The 15,601-nt window shown below is 71.6% G+C and carries 15 protein-coding genes; 5 read left to right on the forward strand and 10 right to left on the reverse strand.

Features of this window, described 5'->3' with window-relative positions:
* Positions 1 to 33: 33 nt before the first annotated feature.
* Positions 34 to 522, forward strand: a complete 489-nt coding sequence (locus tag ABLE68_RS04055) for a MarR family winged helix-turn-helix transcriptional regulator (RefSeq protein ID WP_348869948.1) — start codon at positions 34 to 36, stop codon at positions 520 to 522.
* Between the two features lie 3 nt (positions 523 to 525).
* Here ABLE68_RS04055 and ABLE68_RS04060 read toward each other — a convergent pair whose 3' ends face one another.
* The 4 genes from ABLE68_RS04060 to ABLE68_RS04075 are packed head-to-tail and all read right to left on the reverse strand — an operon-like array spanning position 526 to position 5,237.
* On the reverse strand, positions 526 to 2,316 hold the full coding sequence (locus tag ABLE68_RS04060; RefSeq protein WP_348869949.1) for an ABC-F family ATP-binding cassette domain-containing protein: 1,791 nt from the start codon (positions 2,314 to 2,316) through the stop codon (positions 526 to 528).
* Entirely contained in the window at positions 2,316 to 3,218 is a 903-nt protein-coding gene (locus ABLE68_RS04065) for a 4-(cytidine 5'-diphospho)-2-C-methyl-D-erythritol kinase (RefSeq protein WP_348869950.1), read from the reverse strand. The genes ABLE68_RS04060 and ABLE68_RS04065 overlap by 1 nt, the downstream gene beginning before the upstream one ends.
* The gene (gene rsmA / locus ABLE68_RS04070) at positions 3,215 to 4,072 is read right to left on the reverse strand and encodes a 16S rRNA (adenine(1518)-N(6)/adenine(1519)-N(6))-dimethyltransferase RsmA (protein ID WP_348869951.1); all 858 of its coding nucleotides are present in this window, start codon (positions 4,070 to 4,072) and stop codon (positions 3,215 to 3,217) included. The genes ABLE68_RS04065 and rsmA overlap by 4 nt, the downstream gene beginning before the upstream one ends.
* Positions 4,073 to 4,082: 10 nt before the next feature.
* A complete protein-coding gene (locus ABLE68_RS04075; RefSeq protein WP_348869952.1) occupies positions 4,083 to 5,237 on the reverse strand; it encodes a resuscitation-promoting factor in 1,155 nt (384 codons plus the stop codon).
* Positions 5,238 to 5,450: 213 nt separating this feature from the next.
* Here ABLE68_RS04075 and ABLE68_RS04080 point away from each other — a divergent pair, with 213 nt between their 5' ends.
* Positions 5,451 to 6,719 carry an alpha/beta hydrolase domain-containing protein gene (locus ABLE68_RS04080; protein ID WP_348869953.1) on the forward strand — a complete coding sequence of 423 codons (1,269 nt, stop codon included), beginning with the start codon at positions 5,451 to 5,453 and terminating at the stop codon, positions 6,717 to 6,719.
* Here ABLE68_RS04080 and ABLE68_RS04085 read toward each other — a convergent pair.
* The 3 genes from ABLE68_RS04085 to rsmI are packed head-to-tail and all read right to left on the reverse strand — an operon-like array spanning position 6,716 to position 9,233.
* Complete coding sequence (locus ABLE68_RS04085; protein ID WP_348869955.1) at positions 6,716 to 7,546, reverse strand: TatD family hydrolase; 831 nt, start codon at positions 7,544 to 7,546, stop codon at positions 6,716 to 6,718. The genes ABLE68_RS04080 and ABLE68_RS04085 overlap by 4 nt on opposite strands.
* The gene (locus tag ABLE68_RS04090; protein ID WP_348869957.1) at positions 7,543 to 8,382 is read right to left on the reverse strand and encodes an alpha/beta fold hydrolase; all 840 of its coding nucleotides are present in this window, start codon (positions 8,380 to 8,382) and stop codon (positions 7,543 to 7,545) included. Before ABLE68_RS04090 ends, ABLE68_RS04085 begins: the two co-directional genes overlap by 4 nt.
* A complete protein-coding gene (gene rsmI, locus ABLE68_RS04095; RefSeq protein WP_348869958.1) occupies positions 8,379 to 9,233 on the reverse strand; it encodes a 16S rRNA (cytidine(1402)-2'-O)-methyltransferase in 855 nt (284 codons plus the stop codon). Before rsmI ends, ABLE68_RS04090 begins: the two co-directional genes overlap by 4 nt.
* An 18-nt stretch (positions 9,234 to 9,251) precedes the next feature.
* Here rsmI and ABLE68_RS04100 point away from each other — a divergent pair, with 18 nt between their 5' ends.
* The gene (locus ABLE68_RS04100; protein WP_348869960.1) at positions 9,252 to 10,931 is read left to right on the forward strand and encodes a dolichyl-phosphate-mannose--protein mannosyltransferase; all 1,680 of its coding nucleotides are present in this window, start codon (positions 9,252 to 9,254) and stop codon (positions 10,929 to 10,931) included.
* 159 nt (positions 10,932 to 11,090) lie between these two features.
* Here ABLE68_RS04100 and ABLE68_RS04105 read toward each other — a convergent pair whose 3' ends face one another.
* Positions 11,091 to 12,029 (reverse strand): SDR family NAD(P)-dependent oxidoreductase, encoded by a 939-nt coding sequence (locus ABLE68_RS04105; protein ID WP_348869961.1) that lies wholly within the window; start codon positions 12,027 to 12,029, stop codon positions 11,091 to 11,093.
* A 40-nt stretch (positions 12,030 to 12,069) separates the two neighbouring features.
* Here ABLE68_RS04105 and ABLE68_RS04110 point away from each other — a divergent pair, with 40 nt between their 5' ends.
* Together ABLE68_RS04110 and ABLE68_RS04115 are read left to right on the forward strand one after the other, a co-directional pair.
* Complete coding sequence (locus ABLE68_RS04110) at positions 12,070 to 12,477, forward strand: pyridoxamine 5'-phosphate oxidase family protein (RefSeq protein WP_348869962.1); 408 nt, start codon at positions 12,070 to 12,072, stop codon at positions 12,475 to 12,477.
* Positions 12,478 to 12,488: 11 nt separating this feature from the next.
* Positions 12,489 to 12,746 carry a DUF3263 domain-containing protein gene (locus ABLE68_RS04115; RefSeq protein ID WP_348869964.1) on the forward strand — a complete coding sequence of 86 codons (258 nt, stop codon included), beginning with the start codon at positions 12,489 to 12,491 and terminating at the stop codon, positions 12,744 to 12,746.
* A gap of 82 nt (positions 12,747 to 12,828) precedes the next feature.
* Here ABLE68_RS04115 and katG read toward each other — a convergent pair whose 3' ends face one another.
* Both katG and ABLE68_RS04125 read right to left on the reverse strand, forming a co-directional pair.
* Positions 12,829 to 15,060 (reverse strand): catalase/peroxidase HPI, encoded by a 2,232-nt coding sequence (katG, locus tag ABLE68_RS04120; protein ID WP_348869965.1) that lies wholly within the window; start codon positions 15,058 to 15,060, stop codon positions 12,829 to 12,831.
* Positions 15,061 to 15,082: 22 nt separating this feature from the next.
* The gene (locus ABLE68_RS04125) at positions 15,083 to 15,517 is read right to left on the reverse strand and encodes a Fur family transcriptional regulator (RefSeq protein WP_348869966.1); all 435 of its coding nucleotides are present in this window, start codon (positions 15,515 to 15,517) and stop codon (positions 15,083 to 15,085) included.
* Positions 15,518 to 15,601 lie beyond the last annotated feature (84 nt).

Genomic DNA, 15,601 nt, shown 5'->3' on the forward strand with positions numbered 1-15,601 from the left:
CAAGATTCTCGACGGATCCGATAGGCTCCTGCCATGCGAGACGAGGTCGACGAGCTGGTCGAGGCGTGGGCGCGCGAGCGACCCGACCTCGACCTGGCCCCGGTCGAGGTCTTCAGCCGGATCAGCCGGCTCGGCCGTCACCTCGACCTGGCCCGCCGCGACGCGTTCACGGCCGCGAAGGTCGAGTCGTGGGAGTTCGACGTGCTGGCCGCGCTGCGTCGCGCGGGGGCGCCGTACGAGCTCTCCCCCGGTCGACTGCTGCGCGAGACGCTGGTGACCAGCGGCACGATGACCAACCGGGTCGACCGGCTGACCGCGCGGGGACTGGTCGAGCGGCTGCCCGACCCCAACGACCGCCGCGGCGTCCTGGTCCGGCTGACGCCCGAGGGCAAGGCCACCGTCGACGGCGCCTTCACCGCGCTGATCGAGGCCGAGCAGTCGTTCCTCGCCGACCTGCCCGACAAGGAGCGCACGAAGCTCGCGGCCCTGCTCCGGACGCTGCTCGCGCCGTTCGCCGACTGAGATCTACTCCAGCAGCTCGGACGCCTCGAGCCACTCCAGCTCGAGCTCGTCCTTCTCGCTCGCCAGTGCGGTCAGCCGGGCGCTGAGCTCGGCGATCTTCTCGTAGTCCTGCGCCTGCTCCAGGATCTCCGCGTTGATCGTCGTCTCCTCGGCCGTGATCCGCGCGAGCCGCTTCTCGATCCGGGAGACCGCCTTACGAGCGGCCCGCTCCTCGGCGCCACCGACCTTCGCCTTGGTCGCGGACGCCGAGGCGTTGGCGGCCTGCTGCGACGCCGTTCCGACGTCGAGCTGGCCGGAGGCGAGGCCACCGGCACGGCGCTCGAGGTACTCGTCCACGCCGCGCGGGAGCATCGAGATCTGGCCGTCGCCGAGCAGCGCCCACACCGAGTCGGTGACGCGCTCCAGGAAGTAGCGGTCGTGCGACACCACGATCAGCGTCCCCGGCCAGCCGTCGAGGAAGTCCTCGAGGACGTTGAGGGTCTCGATGTCGAGGTCGTTGGTGGGCTCGTCGAGGAGCAGCAGGTTGGGCTCGTCGAGCAGGAGGAGCAGCAGCTGGAAGCGGCGCCGCTCACCTCCGGACAGGTCACCGATCCGGGCGGTCAGCTTGTCGCCGGTGAACCCGAAGCGCTCGAGCATCGACGTCGCCGAGATCTCCTGGCCGTCGGTGGTCTTGGTGACCCGCCGCAGCGACTCGACCATCGGCAGCACCCGACCGTTGGGGTCGAGGTCGTCGAGCTGCTGGGTCAGGTGGCGCAGCTTGACCGTCCGGCCCTGCTTGACCTTGCCCGCGCTCGTCGGCAACGACCCCGCGACCATGTTGAGCACCGAGCTCTTGCCCGCGCCGTTGACGCCGACGATGCCGACCCGGTCACCCGGACCGAGCCGCCAGGTCGCGTGCGAGAGCAGCTGGCGCTCCCCGCGGACGAGGTCGACGTCCTCGACGTCGATGACGTCCTTGCCGAGCCGTTGCGTCGCGAACTTCTGCAGCTCGAGCCGGTCGCGCGGCGGGGGCACGTCCTCGATCAGCGCGTTGGCGGCGTCGATGCGGAACTTGGGCTTGGACGTCCGGGCCGGCGGGCCACGGCGCAGCCAGGCGAGCTCCTTGCGGGCGAGGTTCTGGCGTCGGGTCTCCGAGGCCGAGGCCTGCCGGGAGCGCTCGGCCTTGGCGAGCACGAACGCGGCGTACCCGCCCTCGTAGGCGTCGACGACACCGTCGTGGACCTCCCAGGTCCACTGGCAGACCTCGTCGAGGAACCAGCGGTCGTGGGTGACCACGACCAGGGCCGACGGCAGCTTGGCGACGTGCTGGGCCAGCCACGCGACCGCCTCGACGTCGAGGTGGTTGGTCGGCTCGTCGAGCACGACCAGGTCGTGGTCGCCGAGGAGCAGCGCCGCCAGCGAGCAGCGCCGGCGCTCGCCGCCGGAGAGCCCGGTGACCGGCCGGTCGAGCGCGACGCCGGCGAGGAGCACCTCGACCACCTCGCGGGTGCGCGAGTCGGCGGCCCACTCGTGGTCGGAGAGCCCGTGCAGCACGGCCTCACGGACCGTGTGGGTGTCGTCGAGCTCGTCGCCCTGGTGGAGGTAGCCGATGAGCAGGCCGCGCTGCTGCGAGACCCGACCGGTGTCGGGTTCCTCGATGCCGGTCATCACCTCGAGCAGGGTGGTCTTGCCGTCGCCGTTGCGACCGACGATGCCGATCCGCTCACCGACCCCGATGCCGAGCGAGACGTCGGTGAGGAGCGGGCGCACGCCGTACGACTTGGAGACGCGCTCGAGGTTGAGGAGGTTGGCCATCAGACGTACGACACCGTGTGTGCTCCGGCGACAGCGCCGTTCGTGACGAGGACGACGTCGTGCTTCGCGCCAAGCTCGCCGGCGGTCGCGCGGGCGGCGTCGGCGGAGTCGTGGAGGAAGACGCAGGTCGGGCCGGAGCCGGTGACGACGCCGCGCAGGGCACCCGCCGCCTCGCCGGCCTCGATCAGCCGGGCCAGGTCGGGCCGCAGGTCGAGGGCCGCGGGCTGGAGGTCGTTGTGCAGAGCCGCGGCCAGGGCGTCGGCGTCGCCGTTCGCGAGAGCGGCGAGCAGCTCCTCCGGCATCGGGGGCGTGCTGGGAGCTTCGGGGGAGAGCCGGTCGAAGTGGCGGTAGATCTCCGGTGTGGACAGGCCGATCGGTGACGGGACCAGCACCCACCACCAGGTGCCGGCGTCCTCGACGGGCTGCACGATCTCGCCGCGACCGGTGCCGAGCGCGGAGCCGCCCACGAGCGCGAAGGGCACGTCGCTGCCGAGCTGCGCGGCCAGCGCGAGCAGGTCGTCGTCGGAGGTGCCGGCCTCCCAGAGCCGGTCGAGCGCGACCAGCGCGGCCGCGGCGTCGGCGGAACCACCGGCCATGCCGCCGGCGACCGGGATGGCCTTCTCGATGTGCACGTCACCCAGCATGGCGGTGCCGTGGTGAGCAGCGAGCAGCGCGGCGGCGCGGTCGACGATGTTGTCGCCGGCGAGGGGGACGTGGTCGCGGTCCATCCAGTCGGCGACCGTCACGTCGACGGACCACCCGTCGGAGTCGCGCACGGTGAGGTCGTCGTAGAGCCCGACGGCCTGGTAGACGCTGGTCAGCGGGTGGAAGCCGTCCTCGCGTGGGGCGCCGACGCCGAGGTGGAGGTTGATCTTCGCGGGGGCGCGAACGGTGAGTGTCACAAGAGGCCTTCTGCGATGCGGACGAACTGCTCGATGGTCAGCGACTCGCCGCGGGCGAGTGGGTCGATGCCGGCGCCCGCAAGGGCGGCGTCGACGACCTCGGCCGGCGCGAGCGACTTGAGCACCCCGCGCAGCGCCTTGCGCCGGTGGGCGAAGGCCGCGTCGATGACCGCGAAGACCTGCTCGCGGGTCGCGGTGGTCTGCGGGGGCTCGCGCCGGGTCCAGGCGACCAGGCCGGAGTCGACGTTGGGGGCGGGCCAGAAGACGTTGCGCCCGATCGCCCCGGCACGACGGACGTCGGCGTACCACGCGGCCTTGACCGACGGCACGCCGTAGACCTTGGACCCGGGCGCAGCGGCCAGGCGGTCGGCGACCTCGGCCTGCACCATCACCAGGCCGCGCTCCAGCGACGGCAGGAGCGCGAGCAGGTGCAGGAGGACCGGCACCGAGACGTTGTAGGGCAGGTTGGCGACGAGCGCGGTCGGCGGCGGACCGGGCACCGCATCGATGCGCAGCGCGTCGGCGAGCACGACCTCGAAGCGGTCCGCCTGGTCGGGGGCGTATGCCGTGATCGTCTCGGGCAGCCGGGCCGCGAGCTTGTCGTCGAGCTCGATCGCCACCACCCGGCCGGCGACCTCGAGCAGCGCCAGCGTGAGCGAGCCGAGCCCGGGGCCGACCTCGATCACGACGTCGTCGGCGGTGATGCCCGACTCGCGCACGATCCGGCGCACGGTGTTGGCGTCGATGACGAAGTTCTGGCCGCGCTGCTTCGTCGGACGCAGGTCCAGCTCGGCGGCCAGGGAACGCACATCCGCCGGCCCCAAGAGCTGGGGACCGGCGGATGCGTCTGACATGAGGATCAACCTAGCGAGGCAACCCCAGCGACGCCGCACAGGCCGGCCAGGCGCCGTAGCCGCCCGAGGCGTTCCTCACCTTGGTGGCGATGGCGATCTGGGTCTCCCGGCTGGCGTTGCTCGGCAGGCCGGTGCCGCCGTTCGCCTGCCAGGTGCCGAGGTTGAACTGCAGGCCGCCGTAGTAGCCGTTGCCGGTGTTGATGGCCCAGTTGCCGCCGGACTCGCACTGGGCGAGCTGGTCCCAGACGGTGTTGCCACCGGCGAAGTTGGTCGTGGCCTGCTGCTTGGTGCCGACCTTGACGACCTCGTCGACCGGGGCGCGCAGCACGCTCTGGCTGACCACCTTGCGGACGGTGACCTCGCCGTTGCGGTAGACGATCTTGTAGGTCACGTTGCGCAGGCCGGTCTTGCCGGCGCTGACGACCGAGGTCTCGCCCTCGTACATCGAGGAGTCGGGACGCTCGTCGGTTCCGAAGTCCATGACCTCGCCGGAGACATGCTTCGTGACGACCTTGACGTTGGTGAAGACCAGCTTGTCGCCGTCCTCGAGCACGTGCGCGGGCGCCGGCTTGGTCTGGTCGTGCTTGCCGACGTCGACACCGAGCTGGTCCAGGGCGTCCTCGACGGTCAGCGCCGTGACGGTGCGGGTGACCGGCTTGTGGGCACCGAGGGTGACCTTGATGGTCTTCGGGGTGACGACGTCGAGGGTCATGCCACCGCGGCTGACCGCGCCGCTGCGACTGGCCGACAGGTCGGCGCCGGCGTACCGCGCGCCGATCTCGTCGAGCGCGCGGGACACGGTGGTCGAGAGGACCCAGTAGGTCTGGGACTTGCCATCGACGTTGAGCTCGAACGGCCGCGCGAAGCGGACCGCGATGCTGCTGCCGTCGGAGATCGGGGTGTCGACGCTCGGAAGGACCTGGTCGCGACTGCTGAGCTGGACACCCTCGGCGTCGAGGACGTCACCGACGGTGCCACCGAAGGCGGTCACCTGCTCGGACTTGCCGTCCAGCGAGAGGGTCACGGACTTGCTGAGGGAGCTGTAGCCCCAGGTGGTGCCTGCGACGGCCAGGACGGCAACGGTCGCGAGGACGAGGATGAGGGCGCGGCTCTTGCTAGCTCTGCTCAGCTTCTGGCCGAGCGTGCTGTGTCCATTGCTGGGCACGATTCTCCGAACGTCGTACTCCCCGGGCCTCGGGTGCCAGCGCATCCGGAACCCGCCCGCAGGCGTGTGTCCAGAGGGGTGGTGCACGCTGGTCAGATCGGTCCCGATCCCGGCCATCAGTCGCCCAGACCACCAGCCTCGGCGGTCGATTGCAAACCAAACGTGTCATATTTCCGCGCTCCGTGAGCAGGATCTCGACGGTAAAGTCGCGCCGTGCCAGACCCCACGCGAGCCGACTTCACCCCTCTGACCAGCGGGAACGGCGTCTCGCTGATGGCCGCAGTGGCTGGTCCAGACCTCGGGGCCGCGGGCTGGCTCGAGACGGAGTACGTCGCCTCCGGGACGGCGGTCTCCTACGCGGACCCGTCGCATCCGCCCGCGGCGTACGCGACCCGCGTGGTGGTGCGCCAGCCGAAGGACTGCGCGACCGCGAGCGGCACCCTCGTCGTCGAGTGGCTCAACGTGAGCAGCGGCTCGGACGCCGCCCCGGACTGGACCTATCTCTCCGAGGAGCTGGTCCGGCGCGGTCACGCGTGGGCCGGCGTCTCGGCGCAGTACGTCGGCGTCGAGGGCGGGACGCCCGCGGTCGACGCGGGAGCCGGGCTGTCGGGCCTCAGGGCGGTCGACCCGGAGCGCTACGGCGACCTGTCCCATCCCGGCGACGCCTACTGCTACGACATCTACACGCAGGTCGCGACCGGGCTGGCGGCGGACCTGCAGGCCGACTGCGTGCTGGCGATCGGTGAGTCGCAGTCGGCGTACGCCCTCACGACGTACGTCAACGTGGTGCAGCCGCAGACGCTGACCTTCGACGGGTTCCTCGTCCACAGCCGCGGCGGTGCCGGGCTCCCGCTCGGCGAACCCGGCCTCCCGGTCGACCTGGTCGCACGGCTCAACGGTCCGCCGACGCCGTTCCGCGTGGACCTGTCCGAGCCGGTGATCGTCGTGCAGACCGAGGGCGACCTCCTCGGCCGGCTCAACTACCTGCCGGCCCGGCAGCCCGACGCCGAGCTGCTCCGGGTGTGGGAGGTGGCGGGTGCCGCGCACGCCGACCTCTTCCAGATCGGTGCGTTCGAGTCGTTCCTCGGCTGCCCCGACCCGGTCAACCGCGGGCAGCAGGCGTACGTCGTCCGCGCGGCCCTGCGCTGGCTGGAGTCCTGGGCACGGGGTGGCGCTGCTGCGCCGTCCGCGTCGCCGATCTCCGTCGTCGACGGTGTCCTCGAGCTCGACGAGGTCGGCAACGTGCGCGGCGGCGTACGGACTCCGGTCGTCGACGCGCCGGCCGACGTGCTGTCCGGCTATGCCGCCCCTGACGCCTCGCCGATCTGCGCGCTCTTCGGCCGGACCCTGCCGCTGTCGCAGCCGCGCTGGGCGTCGCACGACGACTACCTGGCGGCGTACGCCGCGGCGACCGATGCCGCGATCGAGGCGGGCTTCGTGCTGGCCGATGACCGCGACGCGGTGCTGGCCGAGGCCCGCTAGCCCCAGGTCCCGCCGAAGGCCAGCTCCGTGTTGGCGTCGACAGCAGCGCAGAGCTCACCCAGGTCGGCCCCGCGCACGTCCGCCATCACTCGCATGGTGAGCGGGACCAGGTAGGACGCGTTGGTGCGACCGCGGTGCGGCGTGGGGGTGAGGTACGGCGCGTCCGTCTCGACGAGCACCCGGTCGGTCGGGGTGATGGCGAGGGCGTCGCGCAGCGGCTGGGCGTTCTTGAAGGTCACGGTGCCGGCGAAGGACAGGTAGGCACCGCGGTCCAGGCACGCCCTCGCGAAAGAGGCGTCACCGGAGAAGCAGTGCATCACCCAGCGGTCCGGCACGCCCTCGCTGTCGAGCACCTCGAGCACCTCGGCGTGGGAGTCGCGGTCGTGGATGACCAGGGTCTTGTCGAGCCGCTTGGCGAGGTCGATGTGGCGTCGGAACGACTCCACCTGGACGGCGCGCCCCTCCTCGCCGGTGCGGAAGTGGTCCAAGCCGGTCTCGCCGACAGCGCGCACACCCGCGTGCGCGCCGGCGAGCGCCTCGATCTCGGCCATCGCGTCGTCGAGCGACGGCAGCCGCGGGGCCTCGTTGGGGTGCAGCGCGACACCGGCGACGATCGCGTCGTACGACGCCGCCGCCTCGACCGCCCAGCGGGCGCCGGGCAGGTCGCAACCGATCTGCACGATCCGGGTCACCCCGACGGCGGCGGCCGCGGCCAGCGCGTCGTCGACGGGCAGCGCCTCCTCGTCGCCGCGGGCGATGTCGAGGTGGCAGTGGTTGTCGACGACCGGGTGGGGCAGCGGCTGGGGGGCGGGAGGGCGTTCGCTCACACCGACCTCACCCGGGCGAGGATCGCCTCCGTCAGCGGCTCGGGCGCCTGGGTCGGGATCCAGTGGGTCACACCCTCGAGCACGACGAGCTCGTACGGCGCGTCCATCCAGCGCTCGGTGCCGTCGACCCCCTCGCGGGCGATCGCGATGTCGCGGTCGCTCCAGACGAGCGTGGTCGGGACCTTCACCTGGTGGTCGGCCGAGCTCGGGTTGCCCAGCGCGAGGGCGCGGTACCAGCCGAGCGCGTGCGGCAGCGCGCCGTACTCGATGATCTCGCGGCGCATCCGGGCCACCTCGTCGGCGCTCATCCCGGCCTTGCGCATGCTCGTGTCGAACCGGCCGCCGGCCTTGCGGGCGCTGAGCTCGGGCAGCAGCGGGACGTTGAAGAAGGCCATGTAGCGCGACCGGCGGCGCTGGCTCGGGTTCTTCATCGCCCGGGCGAAGGCGGCCGGGTGCGGCACGGAGACGGCGGTCCACGTGCGCACCAGGTCGGGACGGCGCAGGGCCACCGCCCAGCCCACGGCCGAGCCCCAGTCGTGGCCGACCAGGTGGACCGGCCCGCCGACCTGCTCGATCAGGGCGATCACGTCGCCGGCCAGGTGCTGCATCCGGTAGTCGCGGCGCCGTCGCGGCCGGGCCCCCGGCGAGTAGCCGCGCTGGTCGATCGCCAGCGTGCGCAGGCCGGCCTCGTTCAACGCGGGCGTGACCAGGCGCCAGGTGCTGCTGCGCTCGGGGAAGCCGTGCAGGAGCACGACGGGCGTCCCGTCGATCGGCCCCTCGTCGAGGACGTCGAAGCTCAGGCCGTCGTGCTGGAGTGTGCTGATGCGGTCGGTCATGCCGGACCTCCTGCCCCGTGGACCAGGTTGTAGACCTCGCGCTTGGGGAGTCCCGCGCGCTGGGCGACCTCGACGATCGCCTCCTTGCGGCGTACGCCGTCCGCCTCGAGCTCCGCGACGGCGGCCAGCAGGCTGGCCGGGTCGTTCGCGACCTCCGCGGCCGGGGCGGCACCGGACACCACGATCGTCACCTCGCCCCGGACGCCCTCGGACGCCCAGGTGACGAGGTCGGCCAGCGGTCCACGGCGTACCTCTTCATGGGTCTTGGTCAGCTCGCGGCACACGGCAGCAGCCCGGTCGTCGCCGAGCGCGCCGGCCATCGCCGCCAGCGCGGCCTCGGTGCGGTGCGGCGCCTCGAAGAAGACCATCGTGCGCTCTTCCCGGGCGAGCGCGGCGAGACGGCGCGACCGCTCCCCCGCCTTGCGGGGCAGGAAGCCCTCGAAGCAGAACCGGTCGACCGGCAGCCCCGAGACGGCGAGAGCCGTCAGCACCGCGGACGGACCGGGCACGGCGGTGACCAGGACGTCGTGCTCGACCGCGGCCACGACCAGGCGGTAGCCGGGATCGGAGACGCTGGGCATCCCGGCGTCGGTCACGAGCAGCACGCGCTCGCCGGCCAAGAGCGCCTCGAGGAGCACCGGGGTGCGGGCCGACTCGTTGCCCTCGAAGTAGGACACCACGCGACCCGTGATGGTCACGCCGAGGTCGGTCGTGAGCCGCCGCAGGCGGCGGGTGTCCTCGGCCGCCACGACGTCGGCCGTGGCCAGCTCCTCGGACAGTCGGGGTGGCGCATCGGCGACCCGGCCGATCGGCGTGGCTGCGAGGACGAGCACGCCGGGATCAGGGGTCACGTCCTAGAGTCTTCCACCGTGACGTCCGCCGCGCCCGCAGAGGATCCCGAGGAGCGGGTCGGTCTCTCGAGCAACGCTGCCGGGCGCCCGGTGCCGTCCGCGTGGGCACGCGCGCGCGGGCGCGTCCGTCTCGAGGACCCGTTCATCGGCTGGACCGCCAGCATCGGCGTCGCGCTGCTCGCGCTCTTCCTGCGCCTGTGGCACCTCGGCAGGCCGCACATCTTCGAGTTCGACGAGACCTACTACGCGAAGGACGCGTGGTCGCTGGCGCACTTCGGCTACGTCAGGGAGTACGTCGACAAGGCCAACGACAACATCCTCAACGGTCAGACGACGGGTCAGTGGAAGGACGACCCGTCGATGATCGTGCACCCCGAGGTCGGCAAGTGGCTGATCGCGCTCGGGGAGAAGACCTTCGGGATGGACCCCTTCGGCTGGCGGATCGCCGCGGCCGTCGTGGGCTCGCTGATGGTCCTGGTGATGTGCCGCCTCGCGCGCCGCCTCACCGGGTCGACCGCCCTCGGCATCGTCGCCGGCCTGCTGCTGAGCCTCGACGGACTCCACTTCGTGCTGTCCCGGCTCGCGCTCCTCGACATCTTCGTCGCGTTCTTCGTGCTCTGCGGCGTGCACTGCATCGTCGCCGACCGCGACTGGCACCGCGCCAAGATGGCGCGCCTCACGCCCGAGCAGGTCACCGGCGACCGGGCCTGGGGGCCGGTGCGCCGTCTGCTCTTCCGGCCGTGGCTGCTGCTCGGCGGCATCTGCTGGGGGCTCGCCTGCGGGTCGAAGTGGGAGGCGATCTACCCGCTCGCGGCGTTCGGGATCCTGGTCTGGCTCTGGTCGTCCGGTGCCCGTCGCTCGTTCGGGGTCCGCTGGCCGATCCTGAAGTCGGCCGTCGTCGACGGCATCCCGGCGTTCGTCCACCTCGTGCTCGTCGGCCTGGTCGTCTACGTCGCGACCTGGACCGGTTGGCTGATGCACGCGAACCAGTACGAGGAGCACCTGTCGGCGACGCAGTACACCCACTACGCCGGCGGGCACGACTGGCCGACGCGCACCGAGCCGGACGCCCACGGCTTCGGCGAGGTCACCCAGTCACTGCGGTCGCTCTGGTACTACCACCAGGACGTCTACACGTTCCACACGCACTTCCTCAACGACAGCACGCACACCTACGCGTCGAAGCCGCTCGGCTGGCTGATCCTCAACCGCCCCGTCGGCGTCGCCGCCGACACCGGCATCCAGCCCGGCACCCAGGGGTGCGAGGCACCGACCGGCAGCGACTGCCTGCGCCAGGTGCTGCTGCTGGGCAACCCGACGATCTGGTGGGGCGGCGTGCTCGCGCTGGTCTTCGCGGCGGTGATGTGGATCGGCGCCCGGGACTGGCGGTTCGGGATCGCGGTGGTCGGCACGCTCTCCACCTGGCTGCCGTGGCTGCAGTACGACGACCGACCGATCTTCTCGTTCTACGCGATCGTCACCCTGCCGTTCATCATCATCGCGCTGACCCTGGCCATCGGCTCCCTGATCGGACCGTCGACCGAGCCGAGCCGCCGACGCACGGTCGGCGTGATCGTCTCGGGTGCGTACGTCGTGCTCGCGCTGCTGAACTTCGCGTGGTTCTGGCCGATCTGGACCGACCAGCTGCTCACGCACTCCGAGTGGCTGGACCGGATCTGGTTCAGTCGCTGGATATGAGCTGCCTTCGTGACCAGAGCTTGCCCGGGTCACGAAGACGCAGCAGCCAGGTCGAGTAGTCGCGCGAGCGAGGAACGAGCTCGCGACCGGCGTATCGAGACCTAGTCGGGCCGGGTCTCGATACGCTCGCTACTCGACCAGCGAGAAGGCGCTCGCTACTCAACCCACGGCGGCGGTAACCCACGCCCACATCCGGTCGCGCTCGGCGTCGCCGGTGCGGGTCTTGCGGAGGAGGTGGGTCGGCCGCGGTGCCCGGTCGTGCCAGAGCTCGCCACCCGGCCGCCGCGGTTCGGTGGCCGCGAGCCAGACGGTCGTGTCGACCCCGGACTCCGCGTCGCGGAGCAGCGGGCCGAGGACCTTGTTGAAGGTCGGGAGCGACTCGGTGACGCCCGGGGTGCCCGCCCAGCCCGGGTGGGTGGCGTAGACCTCGACGCCGTCCCACCGGTCCTCGAGGATCGGCAGCAGCTCGACCTGAGCGCGCTTGCTGCGGGCGTAGGCGGTGGTCGGCGAGTAGTCGCCGACGAGGTACTCCGGGTCGTCGTCGCGCAGCCGCTGGCTGTACATCCCGCCGGACGTCACGAGCACCACGCGGCCGCCGGACAGCCGCGGCGCGAGCAGGTCGGTCATCAGCACCGGGCCGAGCACGTGCAGCGCCATCGTCATCTCGTGACCCTGCGCCGACTCGGTGCGAGACGGCGGCATCACGCCCGCGTTGTGCACGACGACGTCGACGTGCACGAGGTCGAGCTCCGCGACGAAGCGGCGTACGTCGTCCAGGTCGGACACGTCGCAGCGCCGTACGTCGAGCCGGGCGAGGGGGTGGCGGGCGACGATCTCCTGACGGACCCGCTCACCCTTGGCGGTGTCGCGGACGACCATCACCACCTCGGCCCCGAGCGCGGCGAACGCCTCCGCGGTGGCGATGCCGAGGCCCGAGCTCGCGCCGGTGACCAGGGCGACCTTGCCGACCAGCGCACCCGGCTCGGGGTCGGCGGGCCAGGTCGACAGGCGCCTGCGCACGGCCGGCCCGATCCGGGTGTAGCCGGGCACAACGGTGCGGTCCAGGGCTGTGTCCACGAAGGCGGCGATCCGGTGCATGCCACGAACGTAGCCCGGGGCTCCGTGCCAGCATGTGCGGATGACCTCATGGACCCCGGACTGGGCCGCCTTTCCCCAGCCGCTGCTGGACTTCTGGACCGAGCGGCACCTGTGCATGCTCTCCACGCTGCGCGCGGACGGCGGCCCGCACCTCGTGCCCGTCGGTCTGACCCTCGACCTCGACGAGCGGTGCGCCTGGGTCATCACCAACGGTTCGTCGCAGAAGGTGCGCAACGCCGAGCGCGACGCGCACGTCGCCGTCGGCCAGGTCGACGGCGCGCGCTGGTCGACGATCGAGGGCCGGGTCGAGGTACGCCGCGACGAGGCATCGGTCGCCCGAGCCGTCGAGCGCTACGCGACCCGCTACCGCCAGCCGAGGCCCAACCCCCACCGGGTCGCCCTCCGGATCGAGGTGTCCCGGTTCCTGGTGTCTGCGGCGCTCGTGTGAGGATCTGCGGCGTGCACTCCGACGACCTGACCGACCTCGACCGTGAGATCCTCGCGTTCGAGCAGGACTGGGTGGAGCACGCCGGCGCGAAGGAGTCCGCCCTGCGCGAGCGCTTCGACCTGACGCCGACCGGCTACCACCAGCTGCTCAACCGGCTGATCGACCTCCCAGCCGCCGAGGCGCACGCCCCGCGCCTCGTGCGCCGGCTGCGTCGCCGCCGCGCCGCCCGTCAGGAGCAGCGCAGCGCCCGACGCTCCGACGGTCTCTGAACAGCGCCGAGGTGCCGCTGGGACGTCATACGGACGGTGTGTCCTCTTGCTCCACCCGTATGACGTCCCAGCCACCATGTGATCAGGCGAGGTCGAAGCGGTCGGCCTCCATGACCTTGACCCAGGCGGCGACGAAGTCGTTCACGAACTTCTGCTTCGCGTCGTCGCTGGCGTAGACCTCGGCGAGCGCGCGCAGCTGCGAGTTGGAGCCGAAGACCAGGTCGACCGCGGTCGCGGTCCACTTCAGGTCACCGCTCGCAGCGTCGCGGATCTCGTAAACGTTCTCCTCCGACTCCGACGCCTTCCACTCGGTACCCAGCGCGAGCAGGTTGGCGAAGAAGTCGTTGGTGAGCACCCCCGGACGGTCGGTGAGGACGCCGTGCTGCACGCCGTCGACGTTGTTGCCCAGCGCCCGCAGGCCACCGACGAGGACCGTCATCTCCGGCGCCGTCAGACCGAGCATGTACGCCCGGTCGACCAGCAGCGTCTCCGGCTGCAGCTTCTCGCCGGCCCGCAGGTAGTTGCGGAAGCCGTCGGCCCGGGGCTCGAGCACCTTGAAGGAGTCGACGTCGGTCTGCTCCTGCGTGGCGTCGGTGCGACCGGCCCGGAACGGCACGGTCACCTCCACCCCGGCGTCCTTGGCGGCCTTCTCGACCGCCGCGGAGCCCGCGAGGACGATCAGGTCGGCCAGCGAGACCTGGGCGCCGCCGGCGCCGTTGAACTCCGCCTGGATGCCCTCGAGCTTCTCCAGCACCGAGGCGAGCTGCGCCGGCTGGTTGGCGGCCCATCCGCGCTGCGGCTCGAGACGGATGCGCGCGCCGTTCGCGCCACCGCGCTTGTCGGTGGAGCGGAAGCTCGCGGCCGACGCCCACGCGGTGGAGACCAGCTCGGACACCGAGAGACCGGAGTCGAGCACGGACGCCTTCAGGCTCGCGACGTCGGCGTCGCTGACCGGGGTGCCGGTGGCTGCCGGGACGGGGTCCTGCCACAGCTGCGGCTCGGGGACCCAGGGGCCGAGGTAGCGGTCGACCGGACCCATGTCGCGGTGGAGCAGCTTGTACCAGGCCTTGGCGAAGGCCAGCGCGAACTCGTTCGGGTTCTCCAGGAAGCGGCGCGAGATCTTCTCGTACGCCGGGTCGAACCGCAGCGCGAGGTCGCTGGTCAGCATCGTGGGCTTGCGCTTGGGCGAGTCGGCGGTCGGCCCGGGGATGATGTCCTCGGCGTCCTTGGCGACCCACTGGTTCGCGCCCGCCGGGCTCTTCGTGAGCTCCCACTCGTAGCCGAACAGGATCTTGAAGAAGTCGTTGCTCCACCGGGTCGGCGTCGTGGTCCAGGTGACCTCGAGGCCGGACGTGATCGCGTCGGCACCCTTGCCCGAGGCGTAGGCGCTCTTCCAGCCGAGGCCCTGCTCCTCGAGCGGGGCGCCCTCCGGCTCGGGGCCGACCAGGTCGGCGTCGCCCGCACCGTGGGTCTTGCCGAAGGTGTGGCCGCCGGCGATGAGCGCGACGGTCTCCTCGTCGTTCATGGCCATCCGGGCGAAGGTGTCGCGGATGTCGCGGGCCGAAGCCAGCGGGTCGGGGTTGCCGTTGGGGCCCTCGGGGTTGACGTAGATGAGACCCATCTGGACCGCGCCGAGCGACTCGCTCAGGTCACGCTCGCCGGAGTAGCGCTCGTCGCCCAGCCAGGTGTCCTCCTCGCCCCAGAAGATCTCCTCGGGCTCCCAGACGTCCTCGCGGCCGAAGCCGAAGCCGAAGGTCGTGAAGCCCATGTCCTCGAGCGCCACGTTGCCGGCGAGGACGAGCAGGTCGGCCCACGAGATCTTCTGGCCGTACTTCTGCTTCACGGGCCAGAGCAGGCGGCGGGCCTTGTCCAGGTTGCCGTTGTCGGGCCAGCTGTTGAGCGGCGCGAACCGCTGGCCGCCGTCGCCGGCGCCACCGCGGCCGTCGTAGATCCGGTAGGTGCCGGCCGCGTGCCAGCTCAGCCGGATCATCAGGCCGCCGTAGTGGCCGAAGTCGGCCGGCCACCAGTCCTGCGAGGTGTTCAGCACGTCGACGATGTCGCGACGCAGGGCTGCGAGGTCGAGCTTCGCGAACTCCGCTGCGTAGTCGAAGTCGTCACCCAGCGGGTTGCCCTTCGACGAGTGGGAGTGCAGCACCGACAGGTCGAGCTGGTTGGGCCACCAGTCCTTGTTGGTGCGCGGGCGACCACCGGTCTTCGGCGTCGGCGCGTCGAGCGCGGGGTTCTCGCTCTCGCTGCCGGACGCACCGTCGTGCATCACGGGGCATCCGCCCTCGGACGGGTTGTTCTCGCTCATGTGCTTCCTTCCACGGGGGGATTCACTTCTGGGTGGGTACGGCGGAGCAGGTGGGGCACAGGCCCCAGTAGACGACCTCGGCCTCGTCGATCGTGAAGCCCGAGTCGTCGGACGCGGTGAGGCACGGGGTGTGGCCGACGGCGCAGTCGACGTCGGCGATCACGCCGCAGGAGCGGCAGACCACGTGGTGGTGGTTGTCGGCGACGCGCGACTCGTAGCGCGCGACCGAGCCGGACGGCTGGATCCGGCGTACGAGACCGACGTCGGTCAGCGTCCGCAGCGAGTCGTAGACCGTCTGGTGGGAGACCTCCGGCAGCTCGCGGCGTACGGCGTCGATGATCGACTCGGTGTCGGCGTGCGGGTGGTCGTGGACGGCGTCCAGGACCGCGATCCGCGGCCGGGTCACCCGCAGGCTCGCACCACGGAGCAGGTGCTCGTGGTCCGACGTCGTGGCCATGTCCGCAGTCTTGCCAGTTTTCTGGAACGAGTCAAGAAAGCCTCGCGCGGGCGTGCTGGTGCCCCCGGTCGGTGATACTTCACT

Origin of the sequence: Nocardioides pollutisoli, from assembly GCF_040045055.1 — a bacterium.
In the GTDB taxonomy this organism is placed as follows: Bacteria; Actinomycetota; Actinomycetes; order Propionibacteriales; family Nocardioidaceae; genus Nocardioides; species Nocardioides tweenelious.

Bases quoted from the DNA above. Each gene is read 5' to 3' on its own strand.
- ABLE68_RS04055 (WP_348869948.1), top strand. From the start codon at position 34: ATGCGAGACGAGGTCGACGAGCTGGTCGAGGCGTGGGCGCGCGAGCGA.
- ABLE68_RS04060 (WP_348869949.1), bottom strand. From the start codon at position 2,316: ATGGCCAACCTCCTCAACCTCGAGCGCGTCTCCAAGTCGTACGGCGTG.
- rsmA (WP_348869951.1), bottom strand. From the start codon at position 4,072: ATGTCAGACGCATCCGCCGGTCCCCAGCTCTTGGGGCCGGCGGATGTG.
- ABLE68_RS04090 (WP_348869957.1), bottom strand. From the start codon at position 8,382: ATGACCGACCGCATCAGCACACTCCAGCACGACGGCCTGAGCTTCGAC.
- ABLE68_RS04105 (WP_348869961.1), bottom strand. From the start codon at position 12,029: ATGCACCGGATCGCCGCCTTCGTGGACACAGCCCTGGACCGCACCGTT.
- ABLE68_RS04110 (WP_348869962.1), top strand. From the start codon at position 12,070: ATGACCTCATGGACCCCGGACTGGGCCGCCTTTCCCCAGCCGCTGCTG.
- katG (WP_348869965.1), bottom strand. From the start codon at position 15,060: ATGAGCGAGAACAACCCGTCCGAGGGCGGATGCCCCGTGATGCACGAC.
- ABLE68_RS04125 (WP_348869966.1), bottom strand. From the start codon at position 15,517: ATGGCCACGACGTCGGACCACGAGCACCTGCTCCGTGGTGCGAGCCTG.